At 40.9% G+C, this 21,248-nt stretch carries 26 protein-coding genes; 10 read left to right on the forward strand and 16 right to left on the reverse strand.

Annotated features, from left to right (window positions below; all coding sequences use genetic code 11):
- The first annotated feature begins 25 nt into the window (after nt 1-25).
- Nucleotides 26-448 (forward strand): regulatory YrvL family protein, encoded by a 423-nt coding sequence (locus ACTJJD_RS16920; protein WP_440608677.1) that lies wholly within the window; start codon nt 26-28, stop codon nt 446-448.
- A 4-nt stretch (nt 449-452) separates the two neighbouring features.
- On the opposite strand, the gene ACTJJD_RS16925 is transcribed toward ACTJJD_RS16920, so the two are convergent.
- The gene (locus ACTJJD_RS16925) at nt 453-920 is read right to left on the reverse strand and encodes a DinB family protein (protein ID WP_440608678.1); all 468 of its coding nucleotides are present in this window, start codon (nt 918-920) and stop codon (nt 453-455) included.
- A gap of 206 nt (nt 921-1,126) precedes the next feature.
- Here ACTJJD_RS16925 and ACTJJD_RS16930 point away from each other — a divergent pair, with 206 nt between their 5' ends.
- Nucleotides 1,127-2,260, forward strand: coding sequence for an FAD-dependent oxidoreductase (locus ACTJJD_RS16930; protein WP_046527462.1), 1,134 nt, complete (start codon nt 1,127-1,129; stop codon nt 2,258-2,260).
- A 23-nt stretch (nt 2,261-2,283) separates the two neighbouring features.
- Here ACTJJD_RS16930 and ACTJJD_RS16935 read toward each other — a convergent pair whose 3' ends face one another.
- The 3 genes from ACTJJD_RS16935 to ACTJJD_RS16945 form a co-directional block, all read right to left on the reverse strand.
- The gene (locus ACTJJD_RS16935; protein WP_440608679.1) at nt 2,284-4,878 is read right to left on the reverse strand and encodes a YfhO family protein; all 2,595 of its coding nucleotides are present in this window, start codon (nt 4,876-4,878) and stop codon (nt 2,284-2,286) included.
- Between the two features lie 87 nt (nt 4,879-4,965).
- Complete coding sequence (locus tag ACTJJD_RS16940; RefSeq protein WP_008341983.1) at nt 4,966-5,949, reverse strand: glycosyltransferase family 2 protein; 984 nt, start codon at nt 5,947-5,949, stop codon at nt 4,966-4,968.
- Between the two features lie 301 nt (nt 5,950-6,250).
- The gene (locus tag ACTJJD_RS16945) at nt 6,251-6,523 is read right to left on the reverse strand and encodes a YfhJ family protein (RefSeq protein WP_017366871.1); all 273 of its coding nucleotides are present in this window, start codon (nt 6,521-6,523) and stop codon (nt 6,251-6,253) included.
- Nucleotides 6,524-6,639: 116 nt separating this feature from the next.
- On the opposite strand from ACTJJD_RS16945, the gene ACTJJD_RS16950 reads away from it, so the two are divergent.
- Nucleotides 6,640-6,789: a small, acid-soluble spore protein K gene (locus tag ACTJJD_RS16950; protein WP_003217849.1), complete on the forward strand. Its 150-nt coding sequence runs from the start codon at nt 6,640-6,642 to the stop codon at nt 6,787-6,789.
- Between the two features lie 25 nt (nt 6,790-6,814).
- A complete protein-coding gene (locus ACTJJD_RS16955; RefSeq protein WP_003217811.1) occupies nt 6,815-6,988 on the forward strand; it encodes a YpzG family protein in 174 nt (57 codons plus the stop codon).
- 226 nt (nt 6,989-7,214) lie between these two features.
- Here ACTJJD_RS16955 and ACTJJD_RS16960 read toward each other — a convergent pair whose 3' ends face one another.
- Together ACTJJD_RS16960 and recX are read right to left on the reverse strand one after the other, a co-directional pair.
- Complete coding sequence (locus ACTJJD_RS16960; RefSeq protein WP_440608680.1) at nt 7,215-7,529, reverse strand: YfhH family protein; 315 nt, start codon at nt 7,527-7,529, stop codon at nt 7,215-7,217.
- Nucleotides 7,530-7,532: 3 nt separating this feature from the next.
- Nucleotides 7,533-8,324: a recombination regulator RecX gene (gene recX / locus ACTJJD_RS16965; protein ID WP_017358838.1), complete on the reverse strand. Its 792-nt coding sequence runs from the start codon at nt 8,322-8,324 to the stop codon at nt 7,533-7,535.
- Between the two features lie 95 nt (nt 8,325-8,419).
- Between recX and ACTJJD_RS16970 the strand changes: the two genes are divergently transcribed.
- From ACTJJD_RS16970 to ACTJJD_RS16980, 3 genes are all read left to right on the forward strand, one after another.
- A complete protein-coding gene (locus tag ACTJJD_RS16970; RefSeq protein ID WP_281201536.1) occupies nt 8,420-9,316 on the forward strand; it encodes a TIGR01777 family oxidoreductase in 897 nt (298 codons plus the stop codon).
- A gap of 52 nt (nt 9,317-9,368) precedes the next feature.
- Nucleotides 9,369-9,479 (forward strand): YfhE family protein, encoded by a 111-nt coding sequence (locus tag ACTJJD_RS16975; protein ID WP_017358836.1) that lies wholly within the window; start codon nt 9,369-9,371, stop codon nt 9,477-9,479.
- Nucleotides 9,480-9,540: 61 nt separating this feature from the next.
- Nucleotides 9,541-9,696, forward strand: a complete 156-nt coding sequence (locus ACTJJD_RS16980; RefSeq protein WP_008341997.1) for a YfhD family protein — start codon at nt 9,541-9,543, stop codon at nt 9,694-9,696.
- A gap of 34 nt (nt 9,697-9,730) precedes the next feature.
- Here ACTJJD_RS16980 and ACTJJD_RS16985 read toward each other — a convergent pair whose 3' ends face one another.
- Nucleotides 9,731-10,318: a nitroreductase family protein gene (locus ACTJJD_RS16985; RefSeq protein ID WP_024720283.1), complete on the reverse strand. Its 588-nt coding sequence runs from the start codon at nt 10,316-10,318 to the stop codon at nt 9,731-9,733.
- 270 nt (nt 10,319-10,588) lie between these two features.
- Between ACTJJD_RS16985 and ACTJJD_RS16990 the strand changes: the two genes are divergently transcribed.
- Entirely contained in the window at nt 10,589-11,845 is a 1,257-nt protein-coding gene (locus ACTJJD_RS16990) for a transcriptional regulator (RefSeq protein ID WP_282900892.1), read from the forward strand.
- A 35-nt stretch (nt 11,846-11,880) separates the two neighbouring features.
- On the opposite strand, the gene ACTJJD_RS16995 is transcribed toward ACTJJD_RS16990, so the two are convergent.
- The 3 genes from ACTJJD_RS16995 to mprF all read right to left on the reverse strand — a co-directional run bounded on the left by ACTJJD_RS16995 (nt 11,881) and on the right by mprF (nt 15,899).
- On the reverse strand, nt 11,881-12,348 hold the full coding sequence (locus ACTJJD_RS16995; protein WP_007496690.1) for a thiol-disulfide oxidoreductase DCC family protein: 468 nt from the start codon (nt 12,346-12,348) through the stop codon (nt 11,881-11,883).
- A gap of 338 nt (nt 12,349-12,686) precedes the next feature.
- Entirely contained in the window at nt 12,687-13,235 is a 549-nt protein-coding gene (locus tag ACTJJD_RS17000; RefSeq protein ID WP_008341670.1) for a thioredoxin family protein, read from the reverse strand.
- A 93-nt stretch (nt 13,236-13,328) separates the two neighbouring features.
- On the reverse strand, nt 13,329-15,899 hold the full coding sequence (gene mprF / locus ACTJJD_RS17005; RefSeq protein ID WP_041090743.1) for a bifunctional lysylphosphatidylglycerol flippase/synthetase MprF: 2,571 nt from the start codon (nt 15,897-15,899) through the stop codon (nt 13,329-13,331).
- 168 nt (nt 15,900-16,067) lie between these two features.
- On the opposite strand from mprF, the gene ACTJJD_RS17010 reads away from it, so the two are divergent.
- Nucleotides 16,068-16,547, forward strand: a complete 480-nt coding sequence (locus ACTJJD_RS17010) for a MarR family transcriptional regulator (RefSeq protein WP_008341672.1) — start codon at nt 16,068-16,070, stop codon at nt 16,545-16,547.
- Between the two features lie 17 nt (nt 16,548-16,564).
- Here ACTJJD_RS17010 and ACTJJD_RS17015 read toward each other — a convergent pair whose 3' ends face one another.
- From ACTJJD_RS17015 to ACTJJD_RS17040, 6 genes are all read right to left on the reverse strand, one after another.
- Nucleotides 16,565-16,849: a hypothetical protein gene (locus ACTJJD_RS17015; RefSeq protein ID WP_146271649.1), complete on the reverse strand. Its 285-nt coding sequence runs from the start codon at nt 16,847-16,849 to the stop codon at nt 16,565-16,567.
- A 12-nt stretch (nt 16,850-16,861) separates the two neighbouring features.
- A complete protein-coding gene (locus ACTJJD_RS17020; protein WP_046527467.1) occupies nt 16,862-17,389 on the reverse strand; it encodes a YfiT family bacillithiol transferase in 528 nt (175 codons plus the stop codon).
- A 13-nt stretch (nt 17,390-17,402) separates the two neighbouring features.
- Entirely contained in the window at nt 17,403-18,410 is a 1,008-nt protein-coding gene (locus ACTJJD_RS17025; protein WP_431793108.1) for a zinc-binding alcohol dehydrogenase family protein, read from the reverse strand.
- An 89-nt stretch (nt 18,411-18,499) separates the two neighbouring features.
- Nucleotides 18,500-18,997, reverse strand: a complete 498-nt coding sequence (locus tag ACTJJD_RS17030; RefSeq protein WP_440608681.1) for a hypothetical protein — start codon at nt 18,995-18,997, stop codon at nt 18,500-18,502.
- A gap of 99 nt (nt 18,998-19,096) precedes the next feature.
- Nucleotides 19,097-19,855, reverse strand: a complete 759-nt coding sequence (locus ACTJJD_RS17035) for an anti-sigma factor (protein ID WP_440608682.1) — start codon at nt 19,853-19,855, stop codon at nt 19,097-19,099.
- Nucleotides 19,852-20,418, reverse strand: a complete 567-nt coding sequence (locus ACTJJD_RS17040; protein ID WP_181891240.1) for an RNA polymerase sigma factor — start codon at nt 20,416-20,418, stop codon at nt 19,852-19,854. Before ACTJJD_RS17040 ends, ACTJJD_RS17035 begins: the two co-directional genes overlap by 4 nt.
- 354 nt (nt 20,419-20,772) lie before the next feature.
- Between ACTJJD_RS17040 and ACTJJD_RS17045 the strand changes: the two genes are divergently transcribed.
- A complete protein-coding gene (locus tag ACTJJD_RS17045; protein WP_017358827.1) occupies nt 20,773-21,099 on the forward strand; it encodes a YnfA family protein in 327 nt (108 codons plus the stop codon).
- Nucleotides 21,100-21,248: the final 149 nt, after the last annotated feature.

Consider the following 21,248-nt stretch of genomic DNA (forward strand, 5'->3'; position numbering starts at 1 on the left):
TCATGTAAAGGAGTGTTGTTTACCCATGCAACAATCTGTTCACGCTTTATGGCAAGGGCTGAAATGGCTCATGGCGCTATCAGCTGTCTGTTACATATTTTTGTTGTTTTGTGTGCTGTTCTTTCATTTGACGGGTGCTTTTTATCAATCGATTTTATCGTTGATTCTGTTTATGGGCATCTATGTTGTACTTGGGATCTCTTTTGAACATCTGGAACACGTGCTCATGCGGTTTGTTCGTAAGTGTCGGTCCAAAAAACGATCTATCGTTTTCTATGCCGTTTTATTTCACCTTTTGTTTATTTGGGGTGCTGTCTATGTATCAGACGAATTGGTTGACGGCATTTTGCTGACTACTTCTGAAGAAATTCTCTTTGCGCTAAGTATTTGGCTATTTCATTTTTTGTTTGATTATGCGTCGTTTTCGTTTGATAAGGAAGCTTCGTGAGGCGCTATCGTCTTTCTGTAGAGAGCGCTTGTCTGACCTGCTCCATATGATGGAGATCATGTTTAATCAAACCTTGAAAAAAACTTGATAACGTCAGCTCGGTTTGACCGATCAAAAAGGATGTATTCCAGCGAGATGCTTCGATTTTCTTCATTTCTTGAAGCAATTTTGTTCTAATAGCAATAAATCGCCCGATCGTCTCGCTTCTCTCTTCCTTTCTTGCTCTTTCGGCTGACTGCCGGTTCATTTCATGCACATCAGGTGCCTGAGGTAACGCTTTATTGTTCCAAAATTCCTTTAGGCGATCGTGTAAAATAAATTCATCCCATGGAACGAAATGTGCGATGATCTCAGCAATGCTCCACTTTCCATCAGCGATGGCGCTACGCCATTCTTCTTCTGTTACTTCCGTTAGTGACTGTACCCATTCAAGGGTGTGTTCATAGTGTTTTATCACGGTGTCTTTGTTCATGTTTTGTTATCCCCTTCATGTTTTTAAAAGAAGTTGATCAGAAATTGGTTAGTTTCATTCTTGCTAAATCATTTCTAACATATTATCATATACTTTAATTACCAAATGAAAAGGGGGAATTGTGATACGCTGTCTTATATGAAAAAGCTTATTTTTTTGCACTAAAATAAACCGACCGGTCTGTTTATAAAAAGGGAGGAAAAATGATGAAATCTCAAAATGTGATCATTATCGGCAGTGGTGTAGCAGGATTGGCTACTGCTTTATTTTTAAAAAAGGCTGGAATGGAAAGTACGATTTATGAAAGCAGGTCAGATGAAGAATTAGAAACAGGAGCAGGTTTTTTACTGTCTCCGAATGGGGTAAAGATTTTGGATGGAATCGGGTGTAAAAATGAAGTGATCGCAAATGCAACCGTGATAAAGAAGATCCAGCAAATAAACAGTGAAAATGAAGTAGAAGCGATCTTTCACAATTATAGTGAAAAATATTATGATGCCCCTTTACTGAACGTCATGAGAGACCAAATCATCAAATCACTTTTAAAAGAAGTTCACCGCCAAGGAATAGAAGTGAAATACAACAAAAAGTTAATCTCAATCACACAGCAGCCTCATTCCGTTCAGGTTCTTTTTGAAGATGAAACTGTGATAACAGGTGATATCGTAATAGGAGCAGATGGAACTTTTTCTAAAACAAGAGAGGCTATTGCGTTTAATGCTAAATTAGACTATAGCGGTTTTTGGGGACTACAAGGAGTATCGTTTGTGAAGGATTTTGTATTGGATGAGGCAACAAGTTATTTTTACAATGACGGAAACTTTCAATTCATTTTTGGAAAAGCGCATCCAACAAATAAAATGAATATTTTATGGCAAGCTTTCTCTCAGTGTCCTGAGAAGTTACCTACAAAACATTTTGAGAAAGCCAATCAAGAAACCATCCGACAGTTATTATATAAACAAATGGAACATTGGAACATTCCTAAACACCTTTCTGACATCATCGATCATACAAACATGTTCTTTCCAAGAAGTATCTATGAAATAAAGGATTTTCCTGTGTGGTCAAAAGGACGTGTTGTTCTTGTAGGTGATGCGGTACATACGGCGAACCCTTTTGTTGGTCAAGGAGCATCGTATAGTCTAGAAGATGCCATGCTCATAGCAAAGATGCTAAGGGATCATGATTATCGAGATGCGTTCTATTATTATGAAAAGGATCGAAGAAAGAGGACAGAAGAATTGAATGCGCTATTTCAGCACATGAGTATTCAAAACGATATTGATAAAAAAATGAACGAATACACGATTGAATGGGATGAAGAAACTTACGTATGAGATGAAAGATAAAAAAACACCACTTATGCTGAAAAGTGGTGTTTCTTGTTTTTTCTCCGTGCATATAAAATCGCAACGATCAAACTGATCAATGAAATCAATGCGAGAATTCTGATATAAGGCGGATAGTAAGTTAGCACGATCTCGTTTTTGCCTTTTTCTATTGGAAAACCAATAAACGCATAATTGGCTTGTTCAATCTCGGTTTGATGGCCGTTCACCGTGAGCTCCCAGCCTTTTTCATATGGAACAGGCAGAATCATATAATCATCGCCGCGCTTGTTCTCATAAGAAATCGTAAAGCGGTTATTTTTAAGCTTCACCTGCTGGCTGCCATCATCCTGTTTTTCTTTTTCATATGCCCGCGCAAGGGTGCGGTAAGGCTCATGATACAGCTTTAATTGACTCAGCTCATACGTCCCTTTTGGAACTCGTATGGAAAGGATTTTTTCCGCAGGGACTCGGATCGTCACGTCATTAACGCCTGTTTTGTAGATAGACGTATTGCTTTTGCGTGATGTGACGTAGTCATCTACAGATAACTGAAACCCTTCGTTACGGTCGGTCCGCTTCACATAAAAGCTCACATACACATCCCCCACGCGAGCGATATCATCTGGAAGGGTGATATTCAGCCCGCCCGTTTTCCCGTATACATCAAGCACGCCATTTTCGTATACCGCTTGTTCAGTATGAATGTTTGTATCCTTTATTCGATCAGGCGATTGGTCGATTTCAGCATTTCCTTTTTTGTTTAAGATCACACCTTGCAACATCGCATGTTCTTTATCAAGTGCTGACGCATGCTCTAGTGACTTTTCTGAATAGACGGTACTCGTTGTTCTTGCAAATGGGAGCGGACGTGTATTTTCATACACTTCATAATGCTCGCTTTCCAATATTGGCTTAAAATAAACCGGTGGTGAGAAAGACATCGATTTGTCTCTCATATAATACTTCCCGTAGGTCAAACTGTATAAATTCGCTCTGTCCCCCATTGTTGCATACCGGCTGACACTTTCCCGTCCCATATCAATTTGCAGGTCATTCCAGTAGAAATGGAGCAGATGCTGATTTAATATACTTGAATACGCACTCATGCCTTGAAAGCCTTCAAATAACGGGGTGTTGTTGCGCACGCCGTTCATCCAATCAATCCGGGCAAGCGGATCTTCTTTTGAGCGGCTTTGAATCTGCTGAATGAGCTTCATTTGCTCATGTCCAGCATACGCCTCACTATTCAGATACGTATCTGATACGCTCTTAATATTGCTTCTTTCAAATAAGTAGCCCTGCTGATACACGCCTGCTGTCAGTAAGCTCACAACGATGAGCACAGCTGAAAAGAGACGAAGGTGCAGACGTTTCCCCGCATGTATCGAGAGGAAGAACAAGCTGATCACAAGCAGTCCTATTCCGGTAAATACAACAACATCCATATTTCCCTTTGCTCGTTCTGAAAGGGCGACTGCGAGAAGGAATACAATCCAAGCGCCTAAAACCGCACGTTTTTTCCACTTCCACTCCATTTGCGAGAAATGCTTGATGGTGATGGCTACGACTGCTCCGACTGTAAAAGCAAGAATGTATTCAAATCTGTACTGCGGTGCAGAAAAACCATTAAACACGCTCGCCATCTTTGGACTGTAGTGAAAAATGATCAGCAGAACACTGATCGATGTGAACATGAAAAACCATCTGTTCCGGTATAGCGGAACGAGAAACAGACAAATCAGAAAGATGACCGGCAATAAATACACCCTGCTTGTAAACAGCAGATGATCATGCAGCGCAAACCAAGGAATTGCCTGTTCATACGGCGGTCTTACATTATTGAGAAAGCCGTAAACAGACGGGATAAAAAAGGCAGCACTGATCCCAAACGATAACAACGTAGAGATCGCAAGTGTCCAGAACACCTTCCAGCCTCGCTCCTCGCTTTGAAGCTTAATCATATATCTGAAGACGAGATAAATGGCTAAAAAGATAAAGTGAATGTAAGCAAAGTAAAAATTATTGATCAGCATGAGACTGCAAGCCGCAATAAACCATGCCGGCTTACCTGTTTTAAAAATCCGTTCAACCCCGAGCACAAGCAGCGGAAGCCACATCATGCTGTCGGTGAAAAACTCCCAAAACGTTTGATGCCGAAAGTACACAATAGACAGTCCGTAAATACCGGCACCTGTCAGCGCCCCCAGCCTATGTTGCACAATCGAAAGAAGCACACGATATGCGATGAACAGAATGACTGTCAGCTTGATCACACTCAGCCAAATAACAGCATTTGCCCAAAAGTGAATGTCTGTTGACTGTACAAGGTGAAGCACATTTAACAGCCAGACAACAACGACTGTGACCATAAAGACCATCGACGTTGTAAAATAATAACCTAATTGCGTATATGTACCGCCGCCTAGACCAAATTGATAGGAATAAAAGAAGTTTCCTTTGACGTATTCGTCATACAGCAGCTTTTTAAACGGGAGCATTTGCGAAATGCCATCTCCATCTCCCGTCATATATCGGCCTTGCGTATATTCATATAAGAAAAAGGAGTGTCCTAATAAAGCAAGAATGAGGCACATTCCAATGAGTATCCATCTACGTTTCATCATCTAAATCCTTTCTCCAAAAGATCCACTTTTCATTGAAACAAAACAACCCAGCAAGCGATTCGTGCTTGCCGGTTATTTGACTCCACGTTATTTAAATAACTGCGTTAACACTCGGTCTTGTTCTTTTGAGCTTGTCTCTTGTTCCATGACATTTGATTCTTGAATTAAGTAATGCGGCCTCTTTTTCGTTTCATAGTAAATCCGGCCAATGTATTCTCCGATCACACCTAGACTCAAGAGCTGGACACCACCGAGGAAAAGCACAGCTGAGATTAAAGTGAAATAACCCGGTACCATGATGCCCGTTCTGACGATTTGAATAAAGGTCGCCACGATGTAAATCAAAGAGAGAAATAAGATCAAAATACCCGTATAAAAACAAATACGCAGCGGGCGGTTGTTAAAGGAAATGACACCATCAATCCCGTAGTTAAATAATTTCTTCAGTGACCATTTTGTATCACCGTGCTGTCTTTCCACATTTTCATAATAGATGACCTTTTCTTCAAAGCCAATCCAGCAAAAAAGGCCTTTTGAAAAACGATTTCCCTCTTTTAGCTGAAGCAATGCGTCGATCGCTTGACGGGAAATTAAGCGGAAATCTCCTACACCATCACGCAAGTCCACTTCGACCACCTTGTTCATCACTTTATAATACATCGATGATAGGTAAGAACGAAGCTTGCTGTCCCCTTTACGGTTTCGTTTAGCAATGACTTGATGATAACCTTCTTCGTAGCCTCTAACAAAATCCTGAATCAAATACGTTGGGTGCTGCAGGTCGGCGTCCATAATGATCGCAGCTTCCCCTTTTGCATGCTCAAGACCTGCTAAAATTGCAGCTTCTTTCCCAAAGTTACGAGAAAAGGAAATGTATTTGACTTTTGCACTTTTGTGAGAGAGCTCTCTCATGTATTGAAGCGTATTGTCTTTGCTTCCATCATTCACAAAGATGATTTCAAAGTCATAATGAAAATCGCGAAACTCTTCCTCGAGTGCCTCAAAGATTCGTCTGATGTTTTCACCTTCATTGTAAGAAGGAATTATAACAGAGAGCAGTTCCCGTTCCATATCGCACCTTCTCTTCACTTTTTTCACATAGTCTGTTATGTTCATTATTCCTTTTTTGTCAGAAAACGAAACCCTTTTTTATTATCCATAAATTTCATGTATCCTTAATCGTTACATTATATCAAAGTTTTATTTCCAGTGATTTTCACCAACATGAATTTAATGTAATTTTAAGTTTATCCATTGTAAAAAGCCTGTAATTTTGATCACAGACTGGGTATTGTTTCATAAAATTGTTTGGTCAATTATATATTTTCCTGTTTGTTGAAAAAGATGAGTGGAAGTGAAAAGGGCAACCCTTTTAATGCAGCAGCCCTTTGTCGTTTTGTTGCAGATGCTCGTTTGCCTTCGATTGTTTATTTTGAAATAAATGCAGCTGAGCGCCGTAGCTTTCGATCCATTCTCGGACAATCCGTTCAGTCGTTTCTTGTCCTTTATACTTGCGGCCAGCCTTTGCATAGGTTGTTTCAAAATCACTCCAAAGGAGCTCTACCCATGTACGTGCTTCTTCATATGTGAGCATATTGTTTTTTTCCATTAGTTGTTCGGTTAATCGCTCAAAATATTGTTCCATACTGGTTCCTCCTTCATCTAGCAGAAAGTGCCTTTTTAAAAAAATCTCTTTTTTCATATACTACCCTTACGTCTTCAAAAGACGCAAATGATTTGTATTGTTTGGAGGGAATCAGTATGCGTAATAAAGCAAAGGGCTTTCCAAATCAAGTGAATCACAAGTTTGAAGGCGAACCAGGGGCCACAGATGCTTATGCGTCTAAAAGGCCGAACGGTGAGACGAATACACGTCCACAGGAACGTATGAGGGCATCAGGGAAACGCTAATTTTTCCAAAGGGAGTGCTTGAGATATGAGTTCAAATGGGAAATCGTATATGGAAGACTTTGTTCAATTAAGAACAACCGCTTACCCTCAACCATGGGCGAATGCTAAACATTCTGCCTCTCAGGTCAACGGAGAAACGCAGCAAACGCAGCACGACATCGTACTTCAGAACAACGTCCGTAAACAACGTTCGAAGTAAAGAAAAGGACTGATCTCTAACGATCAGTCCTTCAAATTGTTGACAAAGGGCTAAAATGAACTTGATTTTAGCCCTTTGTCTTCTTTTCAGCGTGATAGAAAACCTTTGCAGTCTAGGAAGGACGAGTACTGGCGCGGAGCGAATGTGACATTCGTGAGCACCAGCACGCAGGACTGACACCGAATGCGAGGGTTTGTCTACACGCTGAAGGACTGATCTCTAGGGATCAGTCCTTTTGCTTAAGCATTGAAATCGGCAGGGCATCTTCTTTATTTGGCGCTGATACTCTGTAGCCCCAAGCAAAAACACCATTTAAATACTCCACATAAAACAGCTCGTCTGTATCTTTGATGTGATAAGTCGTTTTGGTTTGAATAGCAGCTGGATCTAATAAATAGGCTTTCGCCATGTCAATTTTCCGCTCCAACACGGCATATTCATTCACAATGCCTAGCTGCTCAGCCTTTCTTGCTTTTTCAGAAAGAGCGGCAATCTCCTGCTTTAATTCGTATTCTGTCATTTCACTATAGCGTTTTTCCATCTGTCATTCCCCTTTGTCTAAAACGTGATCAATTGTATCAAGATCAAATCCTTTTCGGTAAAGGAATTGCTTCACTTTCATTTTTTTCTCAAATGATCCGTCATAACCTACCTTGCGTTTTGCCTTCTCAAGCATATAGTGAAGGGCTTCTTCTTCCTTTTCCTCTTCTTGTCCATCATAGGCTTCTTGAAGGGCTTTATCAATGATATCAAATGAAAATCCTTTTCGCTGAAGCTGCAATTTGATACGCTGTTCAATTTCTTTTGCGGACCGGTTTTTCTCTTTCTTAACCAGCTTTAGCACTTGTTTCACTGCTTCCTCTAGCTGCAAATCATTCGGATATTGCGATAGTGCTTGTTCGATGGTGTCATCGTCTATGCCTTTCAGCTTTAATTCTTTTTTTAGCACTGACGGGCCTTTGCTATTCGTTTTTCGGTGGGTGCTTACATACGCTTCTGCAAATTCAAGATCATTTACATACTTATAATGTTTTAATTTGTGTATAATTTCACTAATAGCAGGTGCTGGTATGTCTTTTTTCGTCAAATAATCGGTGACTTCTTTCACTGATCTCATCCGATACGATAAATAATCGACGGCCTGCTGAAATCCTTTTTTTACTGCATCACCGAATTGAATCTCTATGATATCGGCTTCGTCCAGCTCTTTTCCCTTTTTCAAATCATGCTGGACGAGCACATCTAGATCAACGCTAAAAGCGTACTTTTCATCAAGAAAGATGTTCACGCGTTCTGTATTGTTTTTCTGAGCAGAGATTTTCGTAATATAGGGCATCCTGTGATCACTCCTTTTTTCAAACAGTCAGGATGTTTCTTCTGATTCAAAATCGTGAAAGATATAGGTATGTATATGAGAGGAGAAGATGTCAATTGAATATCGCCATTACCGGAGGAACCGGGTTTATCGGCCAGCATGTCACAAAGGTGCTCGCAGCTGAAGGACATCATCTATATATTTTAACAAGAAATCCAAAGGAATCCGAACAAAATCATTTACATTACGTGCAGTGGCTGACAGATGGTGCTAAGCCTGAACATGAATTGCCTGCGATTGATGTATGGATTAACCTTGCTGGAAAATCAATTTTCACACGCTGGACGGACAAAGCAAAAAAAGGCATTCTCTCCAGCCGTCTTCAATCCACACAAGAAGTGAGACGCATTATAGAAGCGCAGGAATCGAAACCATCTGTGCTCATTCAAGCAAGTGCTGTCGGTATCTACGGCACTTCCAAGACAGAAGACTTTACGGAGGAGGCCCCTCCAGCCGATACAGACTTTTTAAGTCATACATCTAAACTTTGGGAAGCTGAAGGGCAAAAAATTGAGGCGCTCGGTATTCGCACGGTTTATACACGCTTTGGGGTAGTGCTAGGAGAAAAAGGCACACTTCCTCTTATGACCTTGCCATACAAGCTGTTTGCCGGTGGAACGATTGGCTCAGGCTCGCAATGGGTATCTTGGGTTCACGTGGAGGATGTAGCACATCTCATTGCGTATGCCATTCAACATGAACACATATCAGGTCCACTCAATGTCACGTCTCCAAATCCTGTTCAAATGAAGCAGCTGGGGCAAACTATTGCATCTACCCTTCATCGCCCTCACTGGCTGAAGGTGCCGTCCTTTGTCATCAAAACCGCACTTGGCGACATGTCATTGCTTGTATTAGAAGGTCAACGTGCTCTGCCGAAAAAGGCACTGCTGTCTTCTTATGAATTTTTACACCCTGAGCTAAAAGAAGCGATTTTGCATTTAGAGGAATAAATTTTGTCAAAAACACCCATCCTATTAAAAATGAGATGAGGGGGCGATTTTGATGAAGAAAAAAGAACACCAGCCGACTTCAAAACTGAAGAAAACCCAGGAAGTTCTGTATCAGCAGGAATTCAAAAAAGCGGAAAGAGCAGCAGAAAAAAGAAACAAATAAAACGGATATTCCTCTTTTACAAGCACATAACTAAAGTGATCTTGTAAAGGAGGGAAAAGCTTTGAAAAAAGACCAACACAAAAAATCCAACCACCAGCTTGCGGCACAAGAGACGGATGGCGAATATGTTGAATTTTCCAAAGAACTTGCAGATCCGAATGACGTAAAAGCGATGGCACGTATGAAAGCAGCCGATCAGCGTGCCAAAAAACAATAAGTAAAAAAAACAGACCTTTTGATAAGGTCTGTTTTTATTTGATTTCAGTTAGCAGGCTTGATGCCTTCTGACGTGACTTTTCCTCAGGTACCTCTTCTGGATAACCGATGTGAAGAATCGCGGCAAAGCGTTCGTTTTCCTTTAATCCCATATCCTGTTGAAACCCTTTGTCGTATAAAATACGGCCGCTCTTCCATACCATACCGATTCCTTGATCCCAAGCCAGCAGCTGGAAGTTTTGAATGAGCGCACTCACAGCGGCAAAATCATCATTTCTCACAACTGGATTTTCGTCTTCTTTTAGAACAACAAGTAAAAGTGCTGGTACTTTAGAAAAATAATCTCTGTACTGATTGATCTTTTCTTCTTTTGCGTCTGGATTGTTGCGTTTAAAGAAAGCAATAAACCGCTCAACAAATACCTCTTTTGCTTCATCCGTCACTGCATATAAAAAACGCCAAGGTTCCGTGATTTTATGATTGGGTGCATAGACTGCGTCCTCTAATAATGGCTGAAGCTGTTCAATGCTCACCGGCGTTTCTTTGAATTTTCGAATCGATCGTCTATATCTGACAGCGTCTCGAACCGTTAACGCTTCTGTTTGTTGTTTTGTTTCTGGCATATATGTCATCCTTTCAATCAACCTTAATTGAAATTGATTCTCATTCACATTATAAACATGATCATGTGCTGTTTGCAAATAGGACCTCACCTCTCTGCTAAAAAGTTGTTTGCCTTTTTCAAGTAATGTTACAATCATATTACGTTTTAATCAAATTTTGAGAAAAAAGCCAAGATGATGAAATGGTTTCAGGTATTTCCACTTTGTTAAATGCGGCTATTTTTTCAAAAAGCTTTCAACCCATGATTGGAAGGGAGGCTTCTGGATGGAATGAAAATCAATATTGGGCAAATCATCAAACTCTATCGTTATAAACAAAATATGACCCAATCGGAGTTGGCAGAAGGAATTTGTTCTGTCTCTCATTTAAGTAAAATTGAAAATGGCTCAAAAGAGGCCAATCAAGATACGATCAATCTTTTGCTTGAACGGCTTGGAATTAGTCAAGAAACGCTGTCGCAAAAGGCGCGTCATCTGTTGTCATTGCTCGATGAGTTTCAGATGAACATGTATTTCTATGCGCTCGATCAAGCAGAGCAAAATGCAGAAATGATCATTCATCACGAGGAACAGTTCTTTTCGCTAGATTTAGGGATTCAGTATCATTTGTCCTTATTTCAATTTTATTTATTAACAGAAAAACAGCAGCTTGCCTTAAAAACGCACCGCGTGCTTAAGAAGTTTGAAAAAACCTTTATTGACACAGAAAAAGAAACGTTTGAATATCTAGATGGCATCCACCAGATTAAAATCGGTCAACTCGAAGAAGGATTGAAAAGACTTGAAAGCTGCTTTTCTTACGCTTCTGTTGAACAGAGCGACCTGTATTATCACTATGCAAAAGCACTTGGAGCCATGGGGCATCTCGGTGATGCGCTTGAGGCCACACATCAAGCAATGGATTTGTATAGACAAAAAAATAATTTCAAGCGGGTCATTCATTGTACACTCATTCATGGGGTCATCTCACTGGAATTAAAGGCCTTTCAAACAGCTAAAAGATATTTAAAAGAAGTGATTTTACACACATCGCTTCACCCTGATGCTTATATTAAGATGACAGCTTATTTTTATTACGGGGTTCTCTTAAAACGCCAAGGCGATTTCTCATCCGCTGTGCCTTATTTACTAGATTCACTCAATTATTTTAATCAAGAACAGATAGAAGATCGTTACTGTGAAACGCTTTATGAAATCGCGACATTGTATGCGGAATATGATCGCAAAAAGGCGCTTCCATATATACACGAGCTGCTCAAACAGCCTCGTATTCAACCAAACTGTTTATATATGATTAAAATCTATAAATTGATGATTGAAGAGAATCCTCATGATTTGAAAACTTATTTAGTAGAAGCAGCGATTCCTTACTTTAAACACAATCAGCTCCACAATGAGTACTTGTTTGCTCTTAGAACCTTGCTTTCCTATGCGGCTTCTGAGCTTGATAAGCGTGCATATATGTCTTACACAACGAAGCTGCTTGATCACTTAGCATCATATATCCCGTATTATAAAAAAGCATGACCTTCTGCCGATCGAAGGTCATGCTTTTTCTATGATTAGATGGTCTTTTGTTGATCTGTATCGGGACGGGTGACTTGTTCGACAGAATGAATGTACCGTTTTCTCGCAAAATAATCGTAAGCATGCTGCCCAAAGCCAAGCCAAATGCTGAGTACAATGAATGGGACCGTTCCCCATAATGCAGGGATATGACAAGCCATTCTCAGCCACGTATAAATCCCTGAGTTTTTTTGATTTTTCGCTAAGGAAATAGACACGATTCGTTTCTCTGCCTTCTCTTCACTAATTTTATTCAGTCTCAGCAGCTGTGAGTGTCTAAATGATTCAAAGTGAATTCGGTTTTTCCAATCGAGTGATTTCAACAGGTCAATCGCTTTTGCACATGAAGGACTTTGTCCGTCATAAAACACAAGCAGTCTGAGTGATTTGATGGAACGCTGTTCTCTTTTCTTTGATTCAGCGAGCTTCTTTTTTTCTTGATCGAGATAGATGATTTTTTTCATAAATTGATCGCCAGCCCTTTTCCTTCATTTATTTTTTTTAGTTCGTTCAAAGGAGATTACAACTAGATTACTATAGTTGCTGGGCCTCTTGTATTGGGAAAAAGCCATCCGACGTGCGTTATATGAGCCTTTAGATAAGGGCAAAATAGCTGATTTCATGGCATATATGAGGTTTTTCAACTAAAAGTGGTTGGGAAAATCGTGATGCTTTGCGGTTTTCTGCGGTATTTGATAGAATTCTGCGGTTTTTCTACATCTTTATGCGGTGTTTTGTAGGTAAAACGCAAAAACAAGATAAAAAAAGACTACTTCCCATTGCGGCGAAGTAGTCTTTTGGTTTATATTTTTGCCAAAACTTCTACTATTTCTTTCTCAATATCTTTCCATAAGTAACGATCTGTCGTATAGTGATGTGCGGCTTCTTTCGCAAACACTTTAAATGCTTCCTCAAAATCGGGTGCATCTTTATCCGGCTTTTTCTCGTCGACAAAGCGCTGAGCTTCTGCTGAGCGAGGTCCCCATTTCCCCACTTCTTTCCCGTCCTGATCAATGATGACGATAATCGGAATCGATCTTGCGGTCCCGTTCGTTAAATACTGATCCATCAGGTCTAGGTGCTCGTCCCGAATGAAATAGCGCGCATCAATCAGTGCTTCATTTGCAATACGCATGAAAATAGGTACATTGACCATCGCATCACCGCACCAATCTGCCGTGATCACAAGCGCTCTCAGTTTTTTCTTTTGAAGTTTTTGAAGCAGCTCTTTTTCCTTTTGATGAATTGCGTACTGGTTATACACCGTGAGTAAGTTTTCACGGTTTTTCTCCATGTTGTGTACATATGTACGTTCAGCTAATCCCTTTGTAAACCATTCATTTAGTGTCATGTGAACATCCCCCTTACCCTTCAACTTTACCACTTTTGCTATTCTTTTGTCTAAAAAAACCTTCACCTAGTGAAAGGTAAAGGTTCTTTGGACTTATGGACGCCGTTTTCGATTTGGGTCCATTCCTATCAGCTTAGTGACGAGCACCATTGTAACAGGAAGTGATGTATTCTTTTTATACGCTAAATATTTTCCGCGCCATTCTGGTTTATATTTCTGTTTAAACGACCGTAAGCCGCTAAAACTATACATATATCTGACGTTATTGAAGATGACACTCGCCAAACGTTCTGTCAGAAAAGACTGGTGGAACGTGCCTACATTCGATAATGGTGCCATTCCCATGTTAAAGGATGTGTAGCCTTTTTCTTTCGCCCATTGAAAAAGGTGGATAAAGAGTGCATCCATCATCCCATTCGGTGCATCATGCATATGACGCATGAGGTCGATGGATATCTCTCCTTTTTGATACATCGGCATTAAGGACACAAAAGATATGATCTGCCCTTGTTCATCCTTTAAAATCGCAATCGGTGCTTTTTGAAGGTAGTCTTCATGGAAATAGCCTAATGAAAATCCTTTTTCTTTTTTCTTGCCCAGCCAGCTGTCAGAGATTTGTTTTAAGGTTGAGATCAATTCCTCTGAAAAGGGCGGCTCCAGCATTTCAAACGTATAGCCTTCTCGTTCAAATTTATTTGCGACAGCCCGTAAGTTTGATTTTTTCTTTCCTGACAAAGAGAACGTTTCTAAATCGACCATGGCTTCTTCCCCAAGCTTAAAGAAGTGAAAACCTAGGTCATGATAAAGCGCCATTCCTTCACGTTCTACTTGATAAAAAGCGACACGATAGCCTGCTTTTTCTGTCTGCTCCAAAAATTCTTCCAGTACAAGCGGATAAGAGGCTTTACGCCCAGAAGGATCTCCAAGCACAATAACGCAACGGCCAATCCGGCCAAACTGAAGCATCGCCTCTCCATCACTTGAGAAAAACAATTTTTTGTCTCCCAAAAAACCTAGATGACTAAGAGCATTTCCTCCCTTTTCTTCGAGAAAAGTTTTTAATTTTTCTTCATCGGCTTCTTCGCCGATTGGAACTGCTTTTTTATTAAAAATCAATTTGCTAATGAAAAAGAAAAGAGGGACGCCAATTAAAGCAATCATACTGGTCATCGTGATATGCCGTTCATTATGAACCAAATAGTCCTTGCTTAGGAAATGTCCAATTTTCATCCAAATGAAGTTCCCAATGACATTATAGTTAAACAACACGAGTAAATATCCGGCGGCGGCGGCCACAAACTGATTCAAAGAATAAGGCGCCTGCTGCTTCACAAATTGATTTCGAAGCGAGAAAAATACCACCATGATGACCGGCAATATAAAGATCAAACTCAGGTTAAACCCTTTTAGTAAAGTAAACACAAAGCCGCCTGCTAGGGCAATCATTGTCAATAGATAAGACCGTTTCGTTCTTTTATACACTTCAATGGACAAAATCATTAAAATGATCCCGAACATTAAAGAAAGACCATTAAATCCTGATAACAAAAAGCGTGGAATGGTTGTAATCACACCTAAACGATCAACAGGAAGCACAACGGAAGCCATAATGAGCAAACCGCTTCCAAACGTTAAAATGGACAAAGATCCGTACAATAAACGGATGAGCAGAGCTCGGTGCAAAACAATTAAGACGTTTGTTGTTTCAATAGCAGGCGCCATTCTCGGATTGCCTTCAAGACGCCTGAGTGTTGTTCCAGTTAAATCGTATGCCGCTAGACAAAGTCCAAGAATAAACGGGAAAATGGAGTAAACGAAGCGGTACAATACAAGCGCTGTCAGTACCATCTCTTTATCAAACCCAATGTATTGCATACTGAGTAAAAAGATCAGATCAAACGAACCAAATCCGCCCGGAACCATACTGATTAAACCGCCGATTGACGCAATCGCAAAGACACCTAATACAATACGGACATCAACGTTCATCCCCATAGAGACAACAGCCATGTACATGACAAGACCAGCTGCCAGCCACTCTAAAAACGATGCACCAATATAAGCATAGATCGGGTGCTTCAGTCCGTTTTCACCGCTCTCAATCGAGCTTTTTCGAATGGACGCCATGATGATGTAAATGGGCACAATACAAGCAAAAATAATGACAAATGCCCATAACCACGGCTCCTGACTAATAATACTTTCAACTGGCAAGACCCTAACTAAAATCAAATCACTGAAAATTGATAAGCCTAGCAGAACAGAGGATGTTAAAAGGGCAATGCCTTTCAGCAGTTTTTTCGTATCGGTTATGTATTCCTTGTATAGAAGCGTTCTAAGCCCTGCTCCTGATAAACCACCGAATCCAAGTACACTGTTAAAGGAGTTGGCGATCCAAGAAATTCGGATCGTTTTCCAGCCGCTGATGGGCATATCAAGGCTTTTTCTTAAAATAAAATCATATAAGGACATGGATAAAACAGCGACAAGTCCAAGAAAGACAAGAATAAACAAGTCCATTCGATTCAAGCTGTCAATAATATAAAACGTCTTTTTAATGGAAAGGCCGCTCAGCTCCTGCTTGGCGACAAAAATTAAGACAAGGATGATCACGATCGGAAAGAGCATTTTTAAGATCGTCATACCCGTTTTTTTGTTCCACATGTTTTTCCCAACTTTCTAAGTTGCTTCATTAATTTCAACTGACCATTATTATACAACAAATACCACTTAATTCATGCAGTTTAACATTCAAAAGCTTCATGATACTTTCAATTAGAAGTAAAAATCAGTAATATAAAGAAAAGAGCCGCTTAAAGGAAGTGAACAAGCGTGGAATATAATATTCATGACACCACCGTACTAAAAGAGGAAATCCTATCTCCTGAAGAAAAAAAGACATGGGTGCTGTATATGAAAGTGCTCACTGCTGCAGGACTTGGAGATGTTTCTGAATGGATGAAGCTTGATATGAGTATGCCTCAAATGAAGGTGCTCATGCTGCTCAATAACCATGGCTCTCTTAAGGTGTCCGAAATTGCTGAAAAAATGGGGGCTTCTTTGTCCAATATGACAGGGCTGCTTGATCGGTTAGAACAATCGAATTTTGTGGAACGAAAGCATTCTGAGCGTGACCGTCGAATCATTGTCGTAGAATTGACAGAGGAAGCGAAAAATATTTTCAGAAGTATTTATCAAAAAGGGCATGAAAAAATTAAAAATTCCCTGCAACGGCTCAATGATGAAGAAAAAGAAAAAGTCAATGAAGGTCTAGCTATTTTAGAAAAAGCACTTCGTCCCGAACGTGGCTAAAAAAGGAAAAAAGACGGTCACTTGAGGTCCGTCTTTTTTATTTCTTCTTTTTCTTGTTTATCTGGGGTGAAAAGATATTGACGAATGACTTCCCGGTCATCCCATAGGAGATAACCTAAACCGATAATGAGAAAAATGATGCTGATCCACGTACCGCCTGGGAGTATATCTTCCAGTTCCTCGATCGTTCTTACTGTGCTTACATTTCCACCATAACGAATCTCAAACAAAACGAATTTTGCTATATAAAACAATGCCGCCATGCAGATAAACATAGCGCCGACAATTCTTCTACTAGACATGTGTTGACTCCTTTACTTCCACTGATTTCTTTTGATTAATTCCGTGATATGGGCGAGATGATGCTGTGAATGCCAGACGTACATTCCTGTTGCATCATATAAGGACACCGTTTGTTGATCGGCCGGATGGTAATATGCAGCGTTGAAATCTTCCTCTGTCATCTCGCGAAGTAATGTGACCCACCGGCGATGCAGACTGCTGATTAACGGCAGTGATAGATTGATAGGCGCCTTGCTGTCAGGAAGTGAAGCAAATGCCTCCTGATCATATGGACGTATGTGCGGTGTTTCTTCTGTCAGCGCAAGCTTAAATCGCAAGTAAGCGTTCAGATGGCTGTCCGCTACGTGGTGAATGAGCTGACGAACAGTCCATCCACCTGGCCGGTATGGGGTATCCAGCTGATCATTTGTCAATGGGACAACTGCCTCTTCATACTTTTGAGGAATGAGTGCCAGCTCATCAATCCATGCCTCCAGCTGCTTTTTCGTTTGTTGGTCCACCGGTTCATATAAGCCAATCGGATATTGTAATGATGTCATCTACTGCCCCTCCTTAAAATCCTTCTAGAACAAATTTACCTATCATCTTCCCTTGCTCAAGTGTTTGATGTGCTTGCTTCAAATTGGTGGCATTGATGGGGCTGAGCACCTTTGTTAATGTATGTTTTAACTTCTTCTCTTCAAATAATGTACTCGCTTCTTTTAAAAGCTCGTGCTGCTTCAGCATATCCGATGTTTTGTACATCGGCCGTGTGAACATGAATTCCCATACAAATGCAGCACTTTTATTTTTGAGTAATTGAATGTCTAAATGGTGCTGATTTTCAACAATGGTACAGATCGTCCCTTGAGGTTTAATCGCTTCTGCCAACCCTTTGAAATGGCCATCTGTATCATTTAAGCATAAAATGTAATCCACTTCGCCAATCCCTTTTTCCTGAAGCTGCGCTAAGAGCGGCTGGTGATGGTCAATGATATGATCAGCCCCTAATGAGAGACACCATTCATTTGTTTCAGGTCTTGAAGCAGTGGCGATCACAGTTGCTTTCGCTAATTTGGCGAGTTGAATGGCAATGGAGCCCACTCCGCCTGCTCCACCGATGATCAGCAAGGTCGAGCCTTCTGCATCCCGCTTCATATGCATTCGGTCGAATAGCGCTTCATATGCCGTAATTGTTGTAAGAGGCATGGCAGCTGCTTCGGCAAAAGAGAGATTTGCAGGCTTTTTCGCCACAATTCTCTCATCCACAAGCTGGTATTCACTATTTGAGCCTTGTCGCGTGATATCTCCTGCGTAATAGACGTGGTCACCAGGCTGAAACAACGTACACGCTTCGCCCACTTCCACCACCGTACCGCTTGCATCGTAGCCAAGAATTTTCAGTTCTTCTTCTTTCTGATTCTTCGGTGACCTCACTTTTGTATCCACTGGATTCACCGACACGGCCTCTACTTTCACCAAAATATCCCTGCCAGCTGCTTTGGGCTTTGACACCTCCTGATCGATCAAGCTTTGTTCATGCTCAATTGGCAAATACTCAAATAATCCAACTGCTTTCACTCGCTCGCACTCCCTTTCTCCATGCTTCTTTTCCACATTTTATCATACATTTCTGATGCTGATGGATCAGTCAGCAAGCGATTGCACATTTAGGATTTCTTCAAAGCCCTTCGTTCCCTCACGATGTAAGAAGGACGAGCCTTTTGTAAAGAGAGGACATAGGTGAACCAGCCGCTCGATTTAAAAAAGTACTGAACATAATAAAACTGAATGTGCTGCAAGAAAACGACGATGAACAGAAAAATGGTGAATAATAACGTCACAATGTCTCCCTGTATCCATCCACTGATCAATACCATCACAAAACCGAGCATCATGAACTGTTCGAGCCTCTGCATGATCAGGATAACGAGATGTCCCCGTTTGGTTAGGTCACCTGATTGACGCTTTCGAATGTTTCTTGATTTATAAAACCATACGATACTTGTCACTAGATGATGAATGATAAAAAGAGCGATCATGACCATAAATAAAGGAGTTGATTTAAAAAGGCCTTTTATAATGAATGGGATCACCAAAAAATAAAATGCGGTAAATGCATGTCTAGCTGATAAGAGAAATAGTTGTTTTTCTATGTATCGCTGCATGTGTCTCACCTCTATATGTAGTACGTCTCATTTGTCATAAGGTTCCTTCTGCCTATCAAAAAAGGATGCCCTGAAAAAGGCATCCTTCATGAATCAAGCTTAAAATGCAGCACTCAGTACAACAGGACCTTGCGGAAGCTTGTTATCCTTTTTTGGTTCAAGGGTGACAGCCACCGTATCCCATGATTCGTTTGCTTCTTTTTCAGATAATGCATAGGTGACGGTGCCCTCCCCTTTGCTATCTGTTTTAAAGGCACCGGCCGGAACGGGCTGATCTCCTTTAATGAGCCATACTTGATAAACAGCTGATGAATCAAGCTGGCCTTTTAATCCGCCCGCACTCACGACAAGCTCTTTTTTGCCGTGATGCTCAATCACTGAAAAAGCACCCGTTGTTTTTGCCGATTCGGCAGATGCCAGTGATTTTGTCGCAACAACTTTGACAGGTTGTTCTGCTTGATCTGTTCCATTTGTTAAGAAATACACGTTCCCAGCTGCAGAAATGAGAAGTAGTGCGGCAACGAGAGGCAAAAGCCATTGATTTTTCTTCTTCATTGGCGGTTTCATCTCATTTGCATCACGAACCATTTTGAGATCTTGAGGCGGGTTCGATGTTGCAGCGATTGTTGTCTCTCGTATCTCTTCTGCAAATACTCTTGATAAAATGCGGTCTTTCATCCCTGCCGGAGGCGTTTCGTCCTCTGCTAGAAACGGAATATCAGACATGAGCGATGTCAGTTCTTCAAGCTCTTCTTTGCAATCCGAGCAATGTTTGATGTGTTCTTCAAACTGCGTCTTTTCTTCTCCTTGTAAATGCCCGTTAAAGTAATCAATGACTTGATGTTTACACTGAGTCATGCCTCTTCCTCCTTTCCTCCGCGAGACAGTTTCGTTCGTAAATGCTTCAATGACAATCGAACTCTTCCCTTCACCGTTCCAATAGGGATGCCTAGCTTTTCCGCAATGCTCTTTTGTGTCATTCCTTTAAAATAAACATCTTCGATGATGGTTTGCTGTTCTTTCGACAATGTTGATACTGCTTCACGTATGATTTGTTTTTCTACGTTCCATTCTACTTCTTTTGACACATCTTCTTGATGATCTGCCAAGTATTCAATATGCTCATCTTCAAGAGCTGTTTCATTTCGGTGTTTCCTTAATAGATCGATTGCCGTGTTTCGTGACATCATAAATAACCATGAGGAAAATTTCCCTTTATCTGTATTGTATTCTCCTATGCCGCGCCAGAGCTTGATAAAGACTTCTTGAAGCACTTCCTCCGCCAGCTCACGGTTTCCAGTCATTTTATAAATAAACGAATATAACACACGTTCATAGCGATCGTACAATAATTCAAGCGAGGGCTTATGTCGATCATGTTTGATCTTGTGATACAGCTCAAAATCCTTCAGTGTGTCCATGGTCATCTCCTTCCTTTTTCATGAGAAAGAGCATTATGCATTCATCATGAAATCTTCACGTATGGCTCATCACTCAAATTGCTGAGATCAGCCTCCTTTGTACTTTACTCTTTTTTCAAGGAGAAAAAAAGAGCGCTGAAAAAGGAAATGTGTTCCTCATGAGAATGTACTTACTCAACGGATGGATTGACCATTTGGATCACCCACCTCATTGAAAGTCAAGAATCCATGTGTTTCATTCACTGTTCAGTTGATTTTAGCAAACTCTCATTCGTCTCTCAATTTACATCAGGTAGAACGCACCCTTTCAACATGTCATAATAGAACGAAACAGGAGAACTGGAGTGTCCGTCAATGATTGTAACGATTGTTCTTTTTTTATTAGCTGGTCTGGCTGAAATAGGTGGCGGTTATCTTGTCTGGCTGTGGCTGCGTGAAGCAAAACCCGTCAGCTACGGAATCGCAGGTAGCCTCATCTTGGTCGCTTACGGCGTCATCCCTACATTCCAGCAGTTCCCGACCTTTGGGCGGGTTTATGCGGCCTATGGCGGTGTTTTTGTCGTTCTCGCTGTGTTTTGGGGCTGGTGGGTCGATCGCAAAACCCCTGATTTCTATGACTGGATGGGTGCTTTGATCTGTTTAGCTGGTGTCAGTGTGATGTTATTTGCCCCCCGCAGTTAAAGGTCGGATGATGATCACACGCTAAAAAGCCGGCAATATGCCGGCTTCAGATTGTTGACAAAGGGCTAAAATAAACTTTATTTTAGCCCTTTGTCTTCTTTTCAGCGTGATAGAAAACCTTTGCAGCCCTAGGAAGGACGAGCATCGGC

It is taken from the genome of Bacillus sp. 22446, from assembly GCF_052044955.1.
GTDB lineage: Bacteria > Bacillota > Bacilli > Bacillales > Bacillaceae > Bacillus > Bacillus altitudinis.